Origin of the sequence: Paraburkholderia fungorum (genome assembly GCF_046027215.1) — a bacterium.
GTDB classification, from domain to species: domain Bacteria; phylum Pseudomonadota; class Gammaproteobacteria; order Burkholderiales; family Burkholderiaceae; genus Paraburkholderia; species Paraburkholderia fungorum_D.
Window position 1 is genome coordinate 304819 of sequence record NZ_JAQQEN010000003.1, and the last position, 17834, is coordinate 322652.

Sequence of the window (17834 nt, forward strand, 5' to 3'; positions counted from 1 at the left end):
CATCGGCTGCTCCTCCTTCAGAAATGCCACAATTGCAGCGGCCACCACCGGCTGACAGCATGGGCGCACGATTGCGCAGCGGGTCCACGGCCCAGGCCGCGAGACGAACAGTGAGCATCAATCGTAGAGAAACCGGATTCAGGTTCGCGTATCGATCGAACGAACCGGTGATGAACAGGACTGACCATGTCGCGCGCATCACGCTCGCACATTGGCCTTGAAAACAATGTACAGGTCGGAGGCACGCGAAACCATTCTACGAACGGTTCGAACGCCGGCGCATGTGGATAGGAATCTCATACCCGCGTATAACTCGCGCAACTGCTGAAGGCGACGAAATGTGTCCTTCGCAACGAAGTGCTTGTTCGAAAGGCAATATCCGCAGGCGTGAAGCCGTGCGGCCAGGAATCGTCCTGACGACGCGGGGGGAACTGAAGCTGTGCGGGTCTTGATTGTGTGGCTCGGCGCGACGGCAGTCTTCTGACGAGCTGGCAACGCGCTATGGCTGACCCAGCGCAAGATTGAGCAGCCGCTCGACAGTGGCGGCGTCAACGGGCTTCTCGAGGAAAGGAGGGGCGCCTCTGGCCTGAATTTTGGCCTCAAGGGCCGCAGTCGGGAATCCCGTGGTGAAAATGATCGGAAATGCGTATCCAAGGGCCAGCAGGCGGTCGTGCAATTCGATTCCGGACAAGCCCGGCATCCGTATATCCGAAATCAGGCATGACGTTTCGCCGATTAACCCGGATTCCAGAAATTCTTCCGCCGATGTAAACGCTCGTGCCTGCCACCCTAGCGAACGAACCAGACTTGCGGTCGCCACCCGGGAACCCTCATCGTCGTCGACAATGGAAATAATCTGAGAAGACACAAGCGACGGGCCTCGGCACACTGAAAGCGGAGCGTGCCAGACGGAATCGTGTGGCATGCGACTTAAATCAATCGTAGACCAGAAGCCGCCGCACGGAAATGATACGAATGTATAAACGGTTCATGAGCATAGCGCCGATTCGGGCGCGTCTCGATCGTGCTCTCGAGCATTACCGACTGTTGCCCTCGTTACCGTGCCGGTTTGCCCTTCAAGACGCGCCCCCGCTAATCGAAGGCAGGCTAAGCTGGAAGATGGCCCCGTGCCCGGCATTGTTGGACGCCCACACCTGTCCTCCGTGGGCTTCGATGATCGAACGGCAGATCGACAATCCCATGCCCATTCCTTCGGCCTTGGTGGTGAAGAAAGCGTCGAACAGCCGGTTGGCGCTTTCCGGATTGATGCCCGGGCCGGAGTCCTGTACAGCGACCACGACGTATCCATCGCTATCCCGATGGGACTCGATCAGTAGTTCACGTGGGTCATCACGGATGTCAGTCATCGCCTGGATACCGTTTATGACCAGGTTGATGAGGACTTGCTGAAGCTGAACCCGATCGCCGAGCAAGGGAGGCAACCCGGAGGCAAGCTTGAGGTGCAACGAAACACGTTGATTCAGGACTTCGCGTTGAACCAGGGATACAACGTCATTGACCACATCGTTGATTTCCAGTTGTGTCTTCCGCGGCGTGGCCTTTCTGGTGAGCGTGCGGATACGCCGGACAATTTCACTCGCGCGCCTACCTTCGCCAATCATATGCTCCACGCAGGCCCGCACCTCTTCTGGCTGCGGATTCCTGTGACCGAGCCATCGCAGGCAGGCTTCGCCACTGGTTACGATCGCACCGAGCGGCTGGCCTACTTCGTGGGCGATGGATGCACTCAGTTCCCCAAGCGTCGTTACGCGGGTTGCATGAGCCAGTTCCACCTGCAACGCCTGCAACTGCTCCTCCGCCTGTGTGGCCGCGGTCCGTCGCGCTGCGAGTTCCGCCTCGGCCGCTTTCTGATCGGTCAGGTCGAGCACGAACGCTACGCCGTTTTCCCCCGAGCCCTCCATTAGCGCGCCGCCGACCAGAACCGGGATGCGCCCGCCGTCCTTGCGGATATATTCCTTCTCATAGGGCTGGGAACGCCCGCGCTGCCGTAATTCTTCAAGCGCCCGCGCATCGGCGGCGCGATGTTCCGGCGGCGTCATGGCGGCCCATTGGACGTGGCCGGACAGCAGTTCCTCTCGCGAATAACCTACGATCCGAAGAAACGCGTCGTTCGCGTCGATGGCGACACCGGCCACGTTCCAGAAGAACACTCCGATGATGTTCGACTCGACCAGTCGCCGGATGCGTGCTTCGCGCTCGCGTAGCTCTTCCTCGGCGAGCTTGCGCTCGCTGTTCTCCCGCTGCAGGTCGGCATAAAGCAGCGCGTTCTCCAGCGAGATCGCCGCCTGGGAGGCCAGCAGTTCCAGCACGGTCACGCGTTCGGGTGTGAACGCATGCGTAGCCAGATTGTTCTCCAGATACAACAGGCCGATCAACGTGGAGCGCCGCATGATCGGCAGGCACAACACGGACTTCGGTTGCCGGCGGGCAAAATGGTCGTCTGCCGCAAAGGGGTTGGATTGCATGGCATCCGTCAGCAAGACCCGCTCCTGGCAGCGCCGCACGTAATTGATGATGGACGCGGGGAGCGCCGATTCGCGCATGGACGATTCCGGCAACGCCTGCGTGGACAGCGGCCACCCCAGATGCCGCCGTACCTGGATCGTCTGCTGGTCGACGCTCGCTTCGGCCGCGAGGACCAGGCTTTCGTTGCGGACGAGCAGCAAGTGGCAGGTCTGCGCCCCGGCATTTTCAAGCAGGATGTGCATCAGCGTGTCGACGAGATCCTCGAGCACGATCTGGCCGGAGATGGCCTGCGAGGCCTTGGTGACCGACAGCAAATCCAGTTGTGCAACATTGCCGAACGCAGTGGCCGCCGATAAAGCCGGCTCTTCGCGCAGTTGCGGCGCGTGCTCGTCGATCTGCCTGACCTTGCCGTCGGCGCCCCAGCGCGCAAAGCCGTCACGCGCTTTTCGCATGTATGTGTCGGCAATTGTCTCGAATCCACGCGTCCGGTAGAACGCCGATGCGCGCTCATAAGCGATTGCCTCGTTCTGAACGAAGTGGTGCTCGCGTGCCGATTGAATGGCCTGTTCGTAAAGCCGCATGGCGTCGGAGTCGCGCCCCTCGAGTCGGGCAATCTCCGCGGCTATCAGCACGGCGCGATCCGTGAAATTCTCGGGGCAGTTGTTCGCCCACTTCTGAAGTTGCCTATGGTGAGCGGACAACGCCTCCAGATGCCTGGCTCGTTCGTCAGCCGATACCGAATCGCAGTGTGCTGCGCGCGCCAGTGCGTCATAGTAATGATATTCCGCCACCTCGAAGCAGAATGGCGTCGTCCACAGCAACAGCTCAGCATTCGACGCCGCCGCGATGGCGCAAGCGTAGTCACCTGCATGGAAACGCGCTTGCAACTTGCGAATCCAATACCAGCAGGTGACGAGTGCCAGCTTCAGATCCGCGCCTAAATGTTGCTCGAACCGGCCTTCGTCGAACGCAGTATCGTTGAACGAACCGAAATTGGGCGTCAGACCGCGGAGCGCCTTGATCAGCCCGAGTTGCGCAGTCATGACATCGGCGACGAATTCGAACTGCATTTTGTGCGCGAGCTCGAGGCCGATTTCGGCTTCTCGCTGCACATCGCCGAGCGGATCTCCCGCACCTAGAAGATTGGTGACCAGGTTGTTGGCGCAATAGCCGGAAAACGTGAGGTCGCCGGTTTGGTTAGCCATGTCAAAGGCGAGCCGCAGTGACGCGCGACCCGCACGTATGTGCCCCGTCCAGGGAACGATGAAGGCGCCAAAGCACGCGTAGACACGGGCTTTGAAGCGATCCATCCTGTACTTCTCGACCAGATCGACGCCGAGCTTGCCGAACCGGAACCCGGCCCGGTAATCACCGAATTGCGGCCCGAGGGTCATGCCGAGCATGACGTAGGCGAATCCCGATCCATCACTGTTTCCGTGCTCGAGGCTCAGATTCGCCATTCGGCCGGCGATGAGGCAATACAGGTTCATGTCGGTGGCATGGGCGGGCGGCTGGACGGCTGTGAGTACGTCCAGGGTGGCGCGGCAGACCGGATCGGTCATCAAAGGCAAATCGAGAAGCTGCTCGATCGAGCGGTTGCCCAGTCGTTGCCACAATCGCTCGTACTCCTGTTGCACCTCCTCCTTCCGCGGGTGCGCCGACCACGTGACGCCGACGGCACGGAGATAGTCGAGGCTCACTTCAACGGCACGGTCGGCTTGTCCCGCGTTCATATAAAGTGCCATGCGCAGGCATGCGACGACAGCCTTATCGATAAGGTTCGCGGCGCGGTGCGAAAGCATCGACAGCCGTTGTTCCGCCGCCGTCAGGTAGCCGTTCAGGAATTCGCATTCGGCACGCTGAAAACCGAGCGAGAACGTGAGCGCATCGTGCCGGTTCGTGCCATCCTCTGACACCAGCGCGTCTCCGGCAGTAAAGTAGGCCAGTGCCGATGCATAGGCCGTCGCTGCCTTGGCACGCATGCCAGCGGTGAGATTAAGCTCAGCGACGCGCTCGCGCTCCGCCTGCGCCGTGATCAGCGCAGCGCCCCGGTTGAACTGGTTCGCCACATCGAACAGATGGTCGGCAAGCTCGTCGGTCGTCATGTTCGAGAGGAGCACGCGGCCGATACGCAGGTGTACTTCACTGCGGCGTCCTTCGGGAATCAGTGAATAAGCCGCTTGCTGGATCCGGTCGTGCAGGAACTTGCCGCTGCCGTGGGTGCGCAAGATCAATTTTTCGTGGACCGCGGGCGCAAGGTGATGCTCGACCTCGGCTTGGCCGCTGACCAGCGCGAGAATCCGCAGGTCGAACCTGTTGCCGAGGCAAGCGGCCAACTGCAGCGCTTCTTGTGCCGGGACCGGCAGTTGCCGTAACTTGCCCAACATCAGATCGACGACGTTGTCGGCAAAGTCTTTCGCTTTGATCTGTTCCAGGTCCCACTGCCATGCCTGGATCTGTGCATCACGCCGTAGCAAGCCCTCCTTGTGCAACGCATCCAGGAACTGGATAAAGAAAAACGGGTTGCTCTCGGTACGTTCGCAAATGAGGTGTGTGAGCGGCTCGCAGCTCGCGGGTGGCGCATGCAGCGTGTCGGCCACCAACTGGTTCAGATGTGCGGCGGATAACGGCGCGAGTTGAATGTCGACCACCGGCGTGCCACTGTGATGGATCGCAGCGAGGCTCTTCATAAGTGGATGCGTACCGCTCACTTCGTTGTCGCGATAGGCGCCGATCAGCAGCAGATAACAGGTGTCTGGGTGCGTGAGCAGGTGCTCGACGAGCGCCAGGCTGGCTGCGTCGATCCACTGCAGGTCGTCCAGGAAGAGGACCAGCGGATGTGCCTTGCTCGTGAACACGGTCACGAATTGCCGGAAGACCAGACGGAACCGGTTTTGAGCCTCAGTCGGCGGCAGCGCCGGCACCGGAGCTTGCGCGCCGATGATCAATTCGACTTTGGGCAGCACATCGAGAATGAGCTGGCCGTTGACCCCGACCGCAGCCTGCAGTTGTTGCCGCCAGCCGGCGATCCGCGCGGCACTTTCAGCCAGCAGTTGCTGCACCAACTCGCCAAACGCTTGCGTAAGTGTGGCATAGGGAATGTCGCGCTGGTACTGATCGAACTTGCCTGAAATGAAGTAACCACGCTTCGCGATAATCGGCTTGCGCAAGGCGTCGACCAGCGATGACTTGCCGATGCCGGAGTACCCGGACACAGTGGCAAGCGCTGCCCGGCCGGTGGCCGCCATGAGTTCGAACGCACCAAGGAGCGTATCCGATTCCTGATCGCGCCCGTACAGTCTGTGTGGAATCTGGAAGCGATCCGATAGATCGTCCATGCCGACGCCGAACCGCTCGATCCGGCCGGAAGCACGCCATTGCGCCAGACAGCGGTCAAGATCGGATTGCACGCCACGCATGCTTTGATAACGATCCTCCGGTAGTTTGGCCAGCAGTTTCATCGCGATGTCCGACACCGGTTGCGGTACTGCGGGCGCGATTTCGCATGGCGGCGGCGGCATACGGGCGATATGGCAATGCGTCCACTCCAGCGGATCGCTCGCCTGGAACGGCAACTGACCGGTCAGCATGCGATAGAACACCACACCCATCGAATAGCAATCGGTCCGGTGATCTACCGGTCGATTCATGCGGCCGGTTTGCTCGGGGGACATATACGCCCACTCGCCCACGGATACGACAACGTCCTCGGGCGAGACGGTGTGTTCGTGGGTCGTCGCGAGGCTGAAATCCACCAGCAGAACATTGCCGGCTTCTGGCGCAACCAGAATATTTGCCGGCCGCAAATCTCGATGGATGACGTGGGCGGTATCGATGCTTGCCAATGCATCGGCCAGGTGAAGGGCGATAGCGAGGCAGCGAGGCAGCTCCAGGCTCGGGCCGTGGCACAAAACCGTCTCGAGCGACTCGCCTGAGAAATCTTCCAGAACCGACACCAGGCGTCCGCGGTCATCGACCAGGGAGAGCGGCTTGGCAACACCAGCGATTTTCAACGTTTGAAGGAGCAGGTATTCGCGCTTAAAACGAGCGGCTTGGGCTGCGCCGGCGTGTTCGGGAAGGAGCTTCAGAAGCACAGGCATCCCATCGGTCAAGCGGCGGGCGCGGTAGAGGTCCGAGCCCGCAGTCATGTAGACCCGATCAATGGTCTGACAATTCGCAATGATCATTGCTCCCCCTTGTCTGCCGACGACCTGGCCCGACACCTGCACGTTGCATTCTGCTGTTGAATGGGGCGCAGGCCCGCACGAACGTTGGCCTCATCCAAAGTGATCGCGTGGTGACCCGCAACGATTTACAATTAGTTTACTCGGTTGCCAATGAGATGCATGAGCATTGGCAAGGTGTCGAGCGCAAGACGAGACGCCATCAGGAGGCGACAATCGTTCAGCTTCGCGAGGTGTCCAGATGACTACCAGACCGACCCGCCGCATGACGGACGAATCCGAAGCAACCGAAGGTTCCGTCGTCTACGTTGTCGATGACGACGGGGGAATCCGGCGGGCCCTTGACCTGCTTTTGCGCTCCGTAGGCTTGCGCGTCGAAACGTTTGAGTCCCCGGACGAATTTCTCCAGTTTCCTCACTCCGCAGGACCGAGTTGCCTCATCCTGGACGTGCGACTCCGCGGGAAAAGCGGCATGGCTTTTCACCAGGAGCTCGTTGATAGCGGCATGCATATTCCCGTCGTATTCATGACCGGTCATGGCGACATCGAAATGGGCGTGAAGGCCATGAAGGCTGGCGCGCTCGATTTCTTCGCGAAGCCATTCAAAGACCAGGACATGCTTGACGCAGTTGCTCAGGCCTTGGCGCGAGACAGCGAGCGGCTCGCGGCAGAAGCCGCGTTAACCGGTCTGCGCGCTTCGTACGGGTCTCTTTCGCCGCGCGAGAAAGAGGTGATGGGCTTTGTCTTGTCCGGTCTTCTGAACAAGCAGATTGCCTCCGAGATGAACTTGAGCGAGATCACGGTCAAGGTCCACCGTGGACAGGTCATGCGAAAAATGAACGCGCGCTCGATGCCGGATCTCGTCCGCAAGGCTGAATCGCTTGGTATCAAGCCCTGTCTGCCCGACGGCCGTCATAGCTGAGGGCGCATCTTCCGGAAGCGTCGCTTTACGGGGCAAGCTCAGTGAAGCCTCCTTGCTGCGCCTATACGTCCGTATAAGCGGGTTACGCTAATGCGGCATCGGCATATCCAACCGTAGAGTAGACTCGCCCTCCGGCTAAACCTACTCTTCTCTTATCGCGACACGCGCGCTGTTAATGCGACGCGGGGCTCGCAGTTCGGCCCGACCACCACATGGCACTTTGGATGGCCGCCCGACCGGTTCCCTTCCTACGTCTCCAAGGAATCATCGTGTCACATGTTCTACGCAGCTGGATCCATATCGGGAGCAACTCATATGGCGAGTACACGTTCGTGCCGTGGCTTGGCAGGACCATTTATCGCCGTACCGTCGACTTCTCCACCATATGCATTCAGTAGCCATAAGTCGTCAGTTATTCGGCCGCTACCGTTGTTCGACTGCTGCTTCACTCTTTGCTAAGGATCGCAAACGATGTTGAGCGATGAACCCAATACGACTTCTGACATCCTGCCGGAACGTGAATCTTGTCATGCGGCTGATTTCCCTGTGCTGTCCGCGTCCCGTCATCCATCATCGCATCCGCCCAGTTCGCCTGAGTCGAACGGTGGTGACGTGCGCACCTATACCGTGACGGTTGTGGAGGAGCTGTCCAATTCGCTGTTCGCGTTGCGCTGGCACGACGCCACGCTTTGCAACTACGAGGAGCAAATCTGGGCACCATGTCTCGCTCCCGCGGCGGGGCGTTGCGCCCTGTCTGGCGAACACATCCGCAAGGGTGACCCGGTCTATCGCCCCCGAATCCGCGGACGGTTCATCCCACTCAACAGCGATGCATTGATTCTGGCCAGCGAGCTGCACAAGGCCAGCACACGCGCCTGAGACGCGCTGCAGCTGGGCGTGGGTTGACTTAGACTCGTCAGTAAAGCATCGCCAGGGCGCTGGCCCTCTCAAGGTGCGCTCCACCTTTTGACCACAGACGGTTCAAGCTGAAACCAGGACGCGTATCGAGGATCGCGTGCAATTCGCGCGATCCTCGATCGCTGTCGTCATCGATGACGGAGAGCAGCAGCCCCGTCATTCACCGGATCGCCGGAGCGAAAGCGCTGCCGGTATTCAACGGGACTGATCTGAAGCCGGCGGCTAAATGTGCGCCGAAGTGTATCCGCGCTCTCAAAACCGCAACGCTTCGCGATTTCGCCGATCGGGTGGCGGGTGCTTTCGAGGTAACGGCGCGCGGCGTCGATGCGCGCGTCGTTCAGGAATGCGATGAGACTGACGCCGCATTCCTTGGTGAAGATGCGCGACAGGTTGCGGGGACTCATTTTGAGCCGGTGCGCAAGCGACGTGGTCGTATGATTCAGATGAAGGTTGTCGAGCAGGTATTGCTGAATCGACTGGATCTGGGAATCGCTGGCGGCCTGGGTTTCCAGCAGCGGGCTGAACTGCGACTGGCCACCCGCGCGGCGCACGTACACGATCAGATACTTCGCGACGTCGAGCGCCATTTGCTTGCCGAAGTCTCCTTCGATCATGACCAGCGCGAGATCGATGCCGGCGGTCACGCCTGCGGTCGTGTAGAGGCCGCTGTCGTTCACGTAGATCTGGTCGGGTTCGACCTTCGCCTTCGGAAACATCGATGAAAGACGCGTGGCGTCCATCCAGTGTGTCGTGACCGTCCGGTTATCGATCATGCCGGCGGCGCCGAAGGCAAAAACGCCGTTGCAGATAGCGGCGATCCGCCGGGTACTCTTGTGCTGCCTCGCGAGCCATTCGCTGAGCGTCGAGTCTTCAAGTACTTCGAATACACCGAGGCCGCCGGGCACGATCACCGTGTCGAAATGCGGACACGGATCGAAGATGGTCCGGTCCGGCATGACTGTCAGCCCGCTGGAAGACAGCACGCTGCCCCGCGTCGTGCCGATCGTCAGCATTTCGTATTCGCAGGCCCCCTGACTGAGCACGCGGACCTCCGCAAAGGCGTCCTTGGGGCCCGCGATATCGAGCAGCTGGAATCCCGGGTACAGGACCATTCCGACGGTGATCTTGCGCATAGGTGTCAGTCAAAATGGAGCCGAGCCTGGCGCGGCGCATGCCGCATGCGCTCGCCTAGCGACTCGTCTCGAGTTCGTCGAAGCGCCGGGTTCGGTAAAGCACCATCGATACGATCCAGCTCGCGGCGAAGATACCAATGATGATGTAGCCCAGCGTGCCGAAGTTGTCGTTCAACGTACCGATAGCATCCCACAGCTTGCCTTCGAGCTTCAAGTGATCAGAAATCAGACCCAAAGCCTCGATCGTGCCGACCAGCAGCGCGACCACGACCGACACCAGCGTGATCGTCATGTTGTAGTAGATCTTACGAATTGGCTTGAGATATGCCCAGCCGTAGGCGCCGAGCATCAGGTGACCGTCGAGCGTATCGACCAGCGACATCCCCGCGCTGAAGAGCGCCGGGAACACCATCACCGCCCAAGGCGAGATGCCGTGCGAAGCCTGCGACGCGGACATGCCGAGCAGGCTCACCTCGGTCGCGGTATCGAAACCAAGTCCGAACAGAAAGCCAAGCGGGAACATGTGCCAGCTACGCGCGACGAGCCGGAACATCGGGCGAAAGATCCGTGCGAGGAAGCCGCGATCGGCTAACAACATGTCGAAGTCGTCGTCGACGTAGGCGCCGCCTGCGCGTACGTGGCGCCATGCCTGGAAGATCGATTTCAGGATCAGGAGATTCAGGAACGCGATCGCGAACAGGAAGAGGGTCGATACCGACGTGCTGATCAGTCCGCCCAATTCCTTGTATTGGGCAAAGCGCGTGCTCAACGCGCTGGCGACTGCTGCGACCGCGAGCGAGGCGATGACGATGATGGTCGAATGACCGAGCGAGAAGAAGAAGCCCACGGCAACAGGGCGTTGCTTTTCCTGCATCAGCTTACGGGTCACGTTGTCGATCGCGGCAATGTGATCGGCATCGACGGCATGGCGCAAGCCCAGTCCATAGGCGATCAACGCGGTGCCGAGCAGGACCGGGTGGTCCCAGAACGACACGAACGCCCAGATCCACGCGGCGACATTCGTCACCAACAGCAGGCCGTAGATGCCGAAGAGCTTGCGCTGGACCTGTGGATCGGACCCGGTAAGTACATTGGACAGTTGCTTGAGCATGGTAGATATCCTGATGAAACTTCGTTTGACGATACGGCGGGCGTTTTCGTGCCCTTGTCTGAACGCCAGAAGCAAGGGCACAGATCAGTTGCCGGACGGACGCAACGCGCGCAGATTCAGCGACGCCATGTCTGTGGCCGACAGCACCCCAGCCTGCGTCACGGTCTTTTCGAGGGCGAGCAGAAAGCGCTCGTAGTAATCCCACGGCGGCTGCCCCGCGCAGTATCCGTCTTCCCATTCGGCGATCGACTCGATGAGGTTCTGACGGAAGTCTTCCCACTCGAAATGCCCGGCCTTCGACATCGAAAGCGCGAGCCCGAATACCTGCCGTTCCCATGGCTTGTCGAACAGCAGTTTGCCTTGCATGCGCGGCGGAGAGTCCGGATGTCCAAGCATGCTGCAGGCGGCATATTCCTCGAACCGGGTAAACATGATCAGACCGCCGGCCGTGGCGATGCAGAGGGCGAGGGCACCAGCGCCACACCCATCATCGCTTCGGGCGTGACGAGCGCGGCCAGTTCCGCTTCGCTCATGCCTTCGGTGCCGGCGGGCCGCTCCGGGATGACGAACCAGCGGATTTGCGCGCTGCTGTCCCATACCTTGACTTCCGTGTCGTCCGACACCGGCACGCCGAACTCCTTCAGCACGGCGCGCGGTTCGCGCACGCCGCGCGCGCGGAACACCGGGTCCTTGTACCAGTAGGGCGGCAGACCCAGCACGGGCCAGGGATAGCAGGAGCAGAGCGTGCAGATGATGAGGTTGTGAACGCCGTCGCCGTTAGCGACTGCGGCCATGTGTTCGCCTTCCGCGCCTTCCATCCCGGCCGGGAAATCCATCTCCGCAATGGCTTTCGGTGTGTCTTCGACGAGGCGTTCCCTGAACGCCGGATCGATCCACGCGCGCGCCACAATTTTCGCGCCATTGAACGGGCCAGCCATCGTTTCGAAATGACTGAGCACGGTATCGACCGAGTCGCTGCCCAGCACTCCTTTCTCGATCAGAAGCGCTTCGAGCGCCCGGACCCTGGCTGCGCTCGCGGCCTCGCGGTCGTCGTCGTATTTGAAAAGTTCGCTCATGTTAGTTCCGTACCAGATGATGAATGGAGAGATTCAGTTCGATGTGTCGAGATACGCTTCGTAAAGATCGGCGTAGATCGTCGTGTTCGGTTCGCTCTTGTCCTTGCCCCAGATGTCCTCGGCCTTGAATGCAACGCGATAGACGGGCATCGGCTCGCCGATGCCGTCGGGACCGGTGGATACGAAGTAGGAGTAGGCGCCCGCATAAACGAGGTCGATCACACCGCGCTTGTTGCGCAGATAGCCCGGCAAACGCGTGTGATCGACGGCGGCCGGATCGGCTATGCAGACCTCGGCGCCGGGTTCGAAGCGCGGCGTCTGCTTCAGTGCGTTCAGCCCTGAGTCACCTTTTGCGAGGTAGTCGTTGATCTGCGAGGCAATGGCCGGACTCGGCTGTGCAGGCAGCGGCGCATCTGGATGGGCGCGGTAATGCGCGGTCTTCTGCGCGAGTTCGTCGACCGATACATAGCCCTGATCGATGAAGAACTGCGAAATCCCCATCAGCCACTTTTCATAGTACCGGTACTTGAAGTATTCGAATGGCTGCATGCCTTCGGCGCCGGTGCGCAGCGACGCCCAGGTCCACGTATTCCTGAACGTGGTAGGCAGCGTCGCCACCGGGTACTTTGGCAGCGCGTCCGACAGATGCGCGCTTTCCGCCATCATTACCGTATGAATGCCGAAAATGCGCTTTTCCCACGGCTCGACGAAGACCCGTGTCTCGACATTGACGGGGCCGAGGTTTTCGAGGCCGCCAAGGCTGTGCTGTAGTTTCATGGTGTGCGGTTCCTGAAGTGCGAGGTCAGTTGAGTTGAGGCTGAGGTTTGTGGCTCAGTGCTTCGCCGAGCGCTTCGGAGACGATGCCGAAGACGGCGCCGGTGACGAGCGCGGCGGCGGCCACCAGCGCGGGATTCTGGATGCCGACCGTGGTAATCGCGCGGCCGGTGGCGACTGTGGTGCCGACCGTCGAAGCGAAGCCCCACACGACGGCGGGCAGCACACTCAGCAGCTTCAGTTTCGATACCTGCACCATCGCCGCACTCCCGACACCGACGCAGATCGCCGCGGCGAGCGGCGCCGGGCCGGTATGGGCGATCGCCAGCAGCGAGAGCGATGCGATCACCAGGCCGGTGAGGTTCGACGCGACACTCTGCACGAAGCCGCGCGGACCGCCACCGACCACGAAGAACGACGCCCACGCGATGAAGGTGACCCACACCGGGACCGGTAACACCGTTGCCGTGACGTAGGTGTCGACGACGGCGAGCACGCCGATACTGACGGTAAGCGCATCAGTCTTCTTCATTGCAGACTCCTTGAGGGTAAGTGGAGCTAGTGGATACAGCTGAGAAACGATTCGCGTAGTTGCGGAAAATCCAGATTGCGGCCGATGAACACGAACTTGTTCTCGCGCGGCTCGTCCTTCAGCCATGCGCGTCCGGGTTCGGCTTCCAGCAACATATGCACGCTGTGGAAATGGAATTGCCGGGCTTCGGCGTGGAAGTTGAGGACCCCTTTCATCCGCATCAGTTGCTGGCCTTGCTGCTGCACGAGTTCGTTGATCCAACGGTTAAAACGCGTCGCATCGAGTTCGCCCTTTTCGACCAGCGCGCATGACTGAATCGACGTGTCGTGTTCGTGGTCGTGAGCGCCTTCGTCGAGCAGATCGGGCTCGATCGCAAGCAGCGTGGGCAGAGAGTATGGTGTGGTAAAAAAAATGTGCTGGTCGATAACCAACGAGGCCAAGGCAGCGTCTTTGCGGAAATCGAACAGCACATATTATTCGGCTACAGGGTGCGGAGGAAGGCCATCAGGTCGGGCTGATCACGCCATTGTTTTTGTACTTCGGCATTGCCTTGCACTTCGCATGTCGCCAGCGCCCGCGCCTTTGTTTCCAGGTTGATCTCGGCATAGATGTTGGTCGTCTCCAACGACACGTGCCCAAGCCAGCCGCGTATCGTATTGATGTCGACACCGGCCTGCAGTAGTAGCGAAGCGGTTGTATGCCGAATCACATGTGGGTGCACATTCTTGCCGGCGAGTGACGGCGCGCTGGCTGCAGCACGAATAGCGCAGCGCTTCACCAGAGCATGAATGCCGGAGCGCGTCATCGTCTGGTGGAACCGGTTGAGGAACACAGGTTCGGCGGCGGCCCTGCCTTCAGTCTGTGAGCGCAACGCCTCGATTGTGGATTTCCAGAGCGGGCAGCGGCGATGTTTGTTCCCCTTGCCGACGATGCTGGCCGAACGCGTGTGCCAGTCAATGTCGCCAATCCTGAGCTGCGCGGCTTCGCTTGCACGCGCTCCTGAATTAAACATGAAGAGCAGTAACGCATGTTCGCGCTGCCCCTGTGCTGTATTCATGTCAGAGGCTGCGAGCAGGGCGTCCATTTCCTGCCTGCTAAGGTAGCTGATCTCCGGCCGACTGGTTCTCTTGACGGGAATCAGATGAATCTGTGCCCACCATTCGACGTATTCCGGTGCATGTTCGCCGATGAAACGAGCCAGCGCATGGATGCCGCCGAGCCGCTGATTTCGTGTGCTGACCATACAGTGGCGCTGTTCTTCCATGTGCGTCAGGAACAGGCGGACCATTTGCGCGGAGAGATCATCAACGCTCAGGCGGTCGATCCGTTTGTCGACCTTGGCGGCCAGATACGGAAGCAACAGCATGAGCATGTCGCGGTAACTTTTTTGCGTATTGATGGCAAGGTTACGTTCGCCCACCAGATACTCGATCAGGAACCGCCGGATCCACGGACCCAGCAGAGATGAGTTATTCATGATGCACCTCAAGGAAGTAAGTTTCAAAGCGCGTGCCCGCTTCATTCAGCAACTCGGGCGTCAGAGTGAGGTAGCGCTGGGTGCTCGCGAGATCGATGTGGCCGAGATAGGTGGCCAGTTGCGGTAACAACAGTTGCAACTCCACGCCACCGCGATACCAGGCGATTAGCCGGTGCACTGCGCCTGAGTGCCGCAAATCATGCAGCCTCGGCTGGCAGGACGCACAGCCTTCGCGTTGGATGTTTGCCAGGGCGCGCTGTCGCTGAAAGGCCTTGCACACAGCTTTCTGGGTCACAGGGCGACCATCGCGGAAACAGAAGAACGGCGCAGCCGGTGCCTGCCCAAATCTCTGGTTGCGTTGCCGGGCATAGGTTCGCATCGCACTATTCAGATCTGCGCCTAGCGGAACCAGCCTCGATTTATAGAATTTGCTCTCGTGCACATGCAGGACGGCTTCGTCGAGATTGACGTCCTGCATGGTTAGCCGCAAGGCTTCGCCATGGCGCAGGCAAGCGCCATACAGAATCAGAATGAGTGCACGCAAAACATATGCATCCAGCAGACCGTATGGACTGCATGCCGCCGGAGCCACGTCGAGCAGGTGCTTTAATTCCTGCTGCGAATAGATATAGGGTATCAGCGGTGGCGGCAATTCCGGACTGTAGGGAGAAAGTGGAGAAGCCGAGACATGCCCACGCGAGAGGGCAAAACGAAACAGGCAGTCAAGTACCGACCTTCTCTTGCGCCAATGGTTAGTCAGCGGCCTGTTGCCAGTCAGGAAGTCATGTACATGCCTGAGCGTGACCGACGTCACATCAATGTTGCCATCAACCCGGCGGCAGAATGAGGCAAGCGTGGCCGCTTCGGAATCAAAGCGCATGCCCAACGCCCGTTTGTGGCTCACGTATTGGGCGACAACTTCGGAGAGCGTCATAGCAAACTCCCCAGATCGATTTCGGCCACACGCCTCAGTCCGCTCAGGTCAACCTTCGCATAGGTTCTCGTCGACGAAGCGCTGCGATGGCCGAGATGATCGCCGATCTCCTTCAGGGCAAAACCAGCATCGAGTAAGTGCCGGGCATTGGCATGCCTCAGGCAATGTGCGCCACGCCGCGGGATGTCGATGCCAAGCACTGCGAGACGCGATCGGACAATGTCGCTTACGCGCGCAGGTGACAACGGTCGGATCGGCGCCTCAACCGACAGGAACAGCTCACGATGAGCGCTTCGTGGACGCGCCTCCTTCAAGTAACGCAGAATGGCATTCCCAACTGTTGCCACCAGCGGATATTGCTGTGTGCAACGCTGCTTGGGACGATGGACATGAAGGATCTCGCCGCACCAGTCTATATCCTCCAGACGGAGCAGTACCACCTCGCCGCGCCTCAGTCCGTAGACAACCAGCAGCATGATCATCGCACGGTTGCGTAGATCGATCGCACTGTCGCCGACAAAACTGGCGACGAATCTTTGCACGTCATCCCAATCTGGCCCGAGCGGCAAACCCTCCTCCCTATACACCACGGGTGCTTCAATGCCGCACGCAACGTTGGTGGCCCAGCCTTGTCCTTCTGCATACCGGAAGAAATTGCGCAGCGTGCTCGCAAGCGCGTGCAATGACACTCTGGACCAGCCATGGTTGCCCTGGTACGCGAGGTAGGTGTCGACGTCGTGGATAGTGAGAGCATCAATTGCCCTGTCAGGGCGGCAGACCATCGCCAGAAAATGACCGATCTCATCACGACAGTTTGAAATCGTAGCAGGAGAGAGTCCTCGCTGGTCGCGCATGAAATCGACGTAGTGTTCGACATAGCAAACAAATGGTTCTCTCGTGGGATGCCGTTCCTCCAGACGCCCCAGAAAACACAGCCAGGCCGTGGCGGTATGGATGAACAGAAGCCGCGAGCTGCGGGACTCGTTCGTGCGCTCACTTCGAACGAGACGAATCCGGTGGTCAACCGCAAACGCGATTTCCTCGTGCGTTATTAACCGCGGGCGGGACAGATCCATGCTCTGCGAAAAAACCAGCAGGACCCACGCGATCTTGCGGATCGACTTAGGCGGATAACCCAGTTCCTGACAATGTACGAGGAAGCGTTTCCTGGATTCCACGCAGGGTGCGAGCGTGTGGGCAGCAAGAACATGCGGACGCGTAAAGAGAGTCTCAAACATGATATTCCCCCAATGTTGATCAGTGGAATATCAGTATCAGCCTGAAATTATGTCGCCATAGACGCGTCAACCTGACAGGCAATACAGGGTCATTAAGAGGCACCGCGACATTTTTTTTACCACACCATACTCGTGATTATGGGCTCGAGCCCATAAAAACGAGAAGCGGCGCATACCCAGCAGAGCGTCCGCGCGGAGTTGCGAACGGGTCGAGGTGATGAGGGCGGCGGTCGGATTCAATGAACGGATCGTTCGTTCGATGGCGATTAGCTCGCCTTCCGTGATCAGGTCGAGCTTGTTGATCAGAATGACGTCGGCGAAGGCCACCTGTTCGCGTGCAATGTCGTCATCGAGTTGTCGGCGCAGATGCAATGCGTCGACCACGGTCACGACCGATTCGAGATCCACGGCTTCGCGCAGGTCGGGATCGGCGAGGAACGTTTGCAGGACCGGCGCCGGATCGGCCAGTCCGGATGTCTCGACGATCAGACGCTGCATCGGCTCCGCGCCGGTCCGCGGACGCGCCAGCAGCGCTTTCACACTGCTGACGAGGTCCGCGCGCACGGTGCAGCACACGCAGCCGTTATTGATTTCGACCAGCGCCCGTTCTTCGGCGACGATCAGTTGCCCGTCGATGCCTACTTCGCCGAATTCGTTGACGACCACGCCGATTGATCCCGGCGCGCGTTGCTGCAGCAACTGATTGACGAGGGTGGTTTTACCCGCGCCAAGAAACCCGGAGATGATGGTGACGGGAAGCTTGCGCGGTGTGGGTGTGCGATTCATGAGAGAGTCCGTTGCTGATCGAGACTGACTCAATAGAGCGAGTACCAGGCCTGTCGCCGTCATCCGTCTGTGCGGGAACCCAGCTTGTCCCGAAAGCGCTGAAAATATGGCGGTTTTTGTCCGGAACGGAAAATGCGGACAAAATGGCACGAAGAAGCGGCACGAATCCGATGCCAAGCGCTGGTGCAGACGGGGGATTCGACGCGCCGCGACGGTGCGCAATGCTCCGTGAATATGCGGCGCGATGGGGATGACCAGCCGG

15 protein-coding genes and 1 pseudogene are annotated in these 17834 nt (G+C 59.9%); 2 read left to right on the forward strand and 14 right to left on the reverse strand.

Translation table 11 applies throughout. The annotated features are described in order from the left end of the window. Nucleotides 1-499: 499 nt before the first annotated feature. From PQR27_RS37220 to PQR27_RS37230, 3 genes and pseudogenes are all read right to left on the reverse strand, one after another. Nucleotides 500-868 carry a response regulator transcription factor gene (locus tag PQR27_RS37220; protein ID WP_408528662.1) on the reverse strand — a complete coding sequence of 123 codons (369 nt, stop codon included), beginning with the start codon at nt 866-868 and terminating at the stop codon, nt 500-502. 208 nt (nt 869-1076) lie between these two features. Next, nucleotides 1077-5087 (reverse strand): trifunctional serine/threonine-protein kinase/ATP-binding protein/sensor histidine kinase, encoded by a 4011-nt coding sequence (locus tag PQR27_RS37225; protein WP_408528975.1) that lies wholly within the window; start codon nt 5085-5087, stop codon nt 1077-1079. A 192-nt stretch (nt 5088-5279) separates the two neighbouring features. Next, nucleotides 5280-6674, reverse strand: a pseudogene (locus tag PQR27_RS37230) (ATP-binding protein); the annotation flags it as partial. A gap of 238 nt (nt 6675-6912) precedes the next feature. Between PQR27_RS37230 and PQR27_RS37235 the strand changes: the two are divergent. Continuing rightward, on the forward strand, nt 6913-7593 hold the full coding sequence (locus PQR27_RS37235) for a response regulator transcription factor (RefSeq protein WP_408528663.1): 681 nt from the start codon (nt 6913-6915) through the stop codon (nt 7591-7593). 471 nt (nt 7594-8064) lie between these two features. Next, a complete protein-coding gene (locus PQR27_RS37240) occupies nt 8065-8472 on the forward strand; it encodes a DUF3331 domain-containing protein (protein WP_408528664.1) in 408 nt (135 codons plus the stop codon). Between the two features lie 167 nt (nt 8473-8639). Here PQR27_RS37240 and PQR27_RS37245 read toward each other — a convergent pair whose 3' ends face one another. The 11 genes from PQR27_RS37245 to PQR27_RS37295 form a co-directional block, all read right to left on the reverse strand. Then, nucleotides 8640-9644 (reverse strand): GlxA family transcriptional regulator, encoded by a 1005-nt coding sequence (locus PQR27_RS37245; protein ID WP_408528665.1) that lies wholly within the window; start codon nt 9642-9644, stop codon nt 8640-8642. A gap of 55 nt (nt 9645-9699) precedes the next feature. Continuing rightward, on the reverse strand, nt 9700-10755 hold the full coding sequence (locus PQR27_RS37250) for a HoxN/HupN/NixA family nickel/cobalt transporter (protein ID WP_408528666.1): 1056 nt from the start codon (nt 10753-10755) through the stop codon (nt 9700-9702). An 84-nt stretch (nt 10756-10839) separates the two neighbouring features. Next, entirely contained in the window at nt 10840-11187 is a 348-nt protein-coding gene (locus tag PQR27_RS37255; protein WP_408528667.1) for a nitrile hydratase accessory protein, read from the reverse strand. A gap of 2 nt (nt 11188-11189) precedes the next feature. Continuing rightward, entirely contained in the window at nt 11190-11831 is a 642-nt protein-coding gene (nthA, locus tag PQR27_RS37260) for a nitrile hydratase subunit alpha (RefSeq protein WP_408528668.1), read from the reverse strand. Nucleotides 11832-11864: 33 nt separating this feature from the next. Beyond that, nucleotides 11865-12608: a nitrile hydratase subunit beta gene (gene nthB, locus PQR27_RS37265; protein WP_408528669.1), complete on the reverse strand. Its 744-nt coding sequence runs from the start codon at nt 12606-12608 to the stop codon at nt 11865-11867. Nucleotides 12609-12633: 25 nt separating this feature from the next. Then, nucleotides 12634-13137 (reverse strand): DUF1097 domain-containing protein, encoded by a 504-nt coding sequence (locus PQR27_RS37270; protein WP_408528670.1) that lies wholly within the window; start codon nt 13135-13137, stop codon nt 12634-12636. A 26-nt stretch (nt 13138-13163) separates the two neighbouring features. Next, nucleotides 13164-13577, reverse strand: a complete 414-nt coding sequence (locus PQR27_RS37275; protein WP_408528671.1) for a CobW C-terminal domain-containing protein — start codon at nt 13575-13577, stop codon at nt 13164-13166. A gap of 41 nt (nt 13578-13618) precedes the next feature. Beyond that, nucleotides 13619-14614 (reverse strand): tyrosine-type recombinase/integrase, encoded by a 996-nt coding sequence (locus PQR27_RS37280; protein WP_063500947.1) that lies wholly within the window; start codon nt 14612-14614, stop codon nt 13619-13621. After that, complete coding sequence (locus tag PQR27_RS37285; RefSeq protein WP_408522924.1) at nt 14607-15548, reverse strand: tyrosine-type recombinase/integrase; 942 nt, start codon at nt 15546-15548, stop codon at nt 14607-14609. Before PQR27_RS37285 ends, PQR27_RS37280 begins: the two co-directional genes overlap by 8 nt. Then, the gene (locus PQR27_RS37290) at nt 15545-16786 is read right to left on the reverse strand and encodes a tyrosine-type recombinase/integrase (RefSeq protein WP_046564875.1); all 1242 of its coding nucleotides are present in this window, start codon (nt 16784-16786) and stop codon (nt 15545-15547) included. The genes PQR27_RS37285 and PQR27_RS37290 overlap by 4 nt, the downstream gene beginning before the upstream one ends. Before the next feature lie 66 nt (nt 16787-16852). Continuing rightward, entirely contained in the window at nt 16853-17794 is a 942-nt protein-coding gene (locus PQR27_RS37295) for a CobW family GTP-binding protein (RefSeq protein WP_408528672.1), read from the reverse strand. Nucleotides 17795-17834 lie beyond the last annotated feature (40 nt).

Excerpts from the sequence above, each read along its gene's own strand:
- PQR27_RS37235 (WP_408528663.1), top strand. The coding sequence starts at position 6,913 with ATGACTACCAGACCGACCCGCCGCATGACGGACGAATCCGAAGCAACC.
- PQR27_RS37240 (WP_408528664.1), top strand. The coding sequence starts at position 8,065 with ATGTTGAGCGATGAACCCAATACGACTTCTGACATCCTGCCGGAACGT.
- PQR27_RS37245 (WP_408528665.1), bottom strand. The coding sequence starts at position 9,644 with ATGCGCAAGATCACCGTCGGAATGGTCCTGTACCCGGGATTCCAGCTG.
- PQR27_RS37250 (WP_408528666.1), bottom strand. The coding sequence starts at position 10,755 with ATGCTCAAGCAACTGTCCAATGTACTTACCGGGTCCGATCCACAGGTC.
- PQR27_RS37255 (WP_408528667.1), bottom strand. The coding sequence starts at position 11,187 with ATGTTTACCCGGTTCGAGGAATATGCCGCCTGCAGCATGCTTGGACAT.
- nthA (WP_408528668.1), bottom strand. The coding sequence starts at position 11,831 with ATGAGCGAACTTTTCAAATACGACGACGACCGCGAGGCCGCGAGCGCA.
- nthB (WP_408528669.1), bottom strand. The coding sequence starts at position 12,608 with ATGAAACTACAGCACAGCCTTGGCGGCCTCGAAAACCTCGGCCCCGTC.
- PQR27_RS37270 (WP_408528670.1), bottom strand. The coding sequence starts at position 13,137 with ATGAAGAAGACTGATGCGCTTACCGTCAGTATCGGCGTGCTCGCCGTC.
- PQR27_RS37280 (WP_063500947.1), bottom strand. The coding sequence starts at position 14,614 with ATGAATAACTCATCTCTGCTGGGTCCGTGGATCCGGCGGTTCCTGATC.
- PQR27_RS37285 (WP_408522924.1), bottom strand. The coding sequence starts at position 15,548 with ATGACGCTCTCCGAAGTTGTCGCCCAATACGTGAGCCACAAACGGGCG.
- PQR27_RS37290 (WP_046564875.1), bottom strand. The coding sequence starts at position 16,786 with ATGTTTGAGACTCTCTTTACGCGTCCGCATGTTCTTGCTGCCCACACG.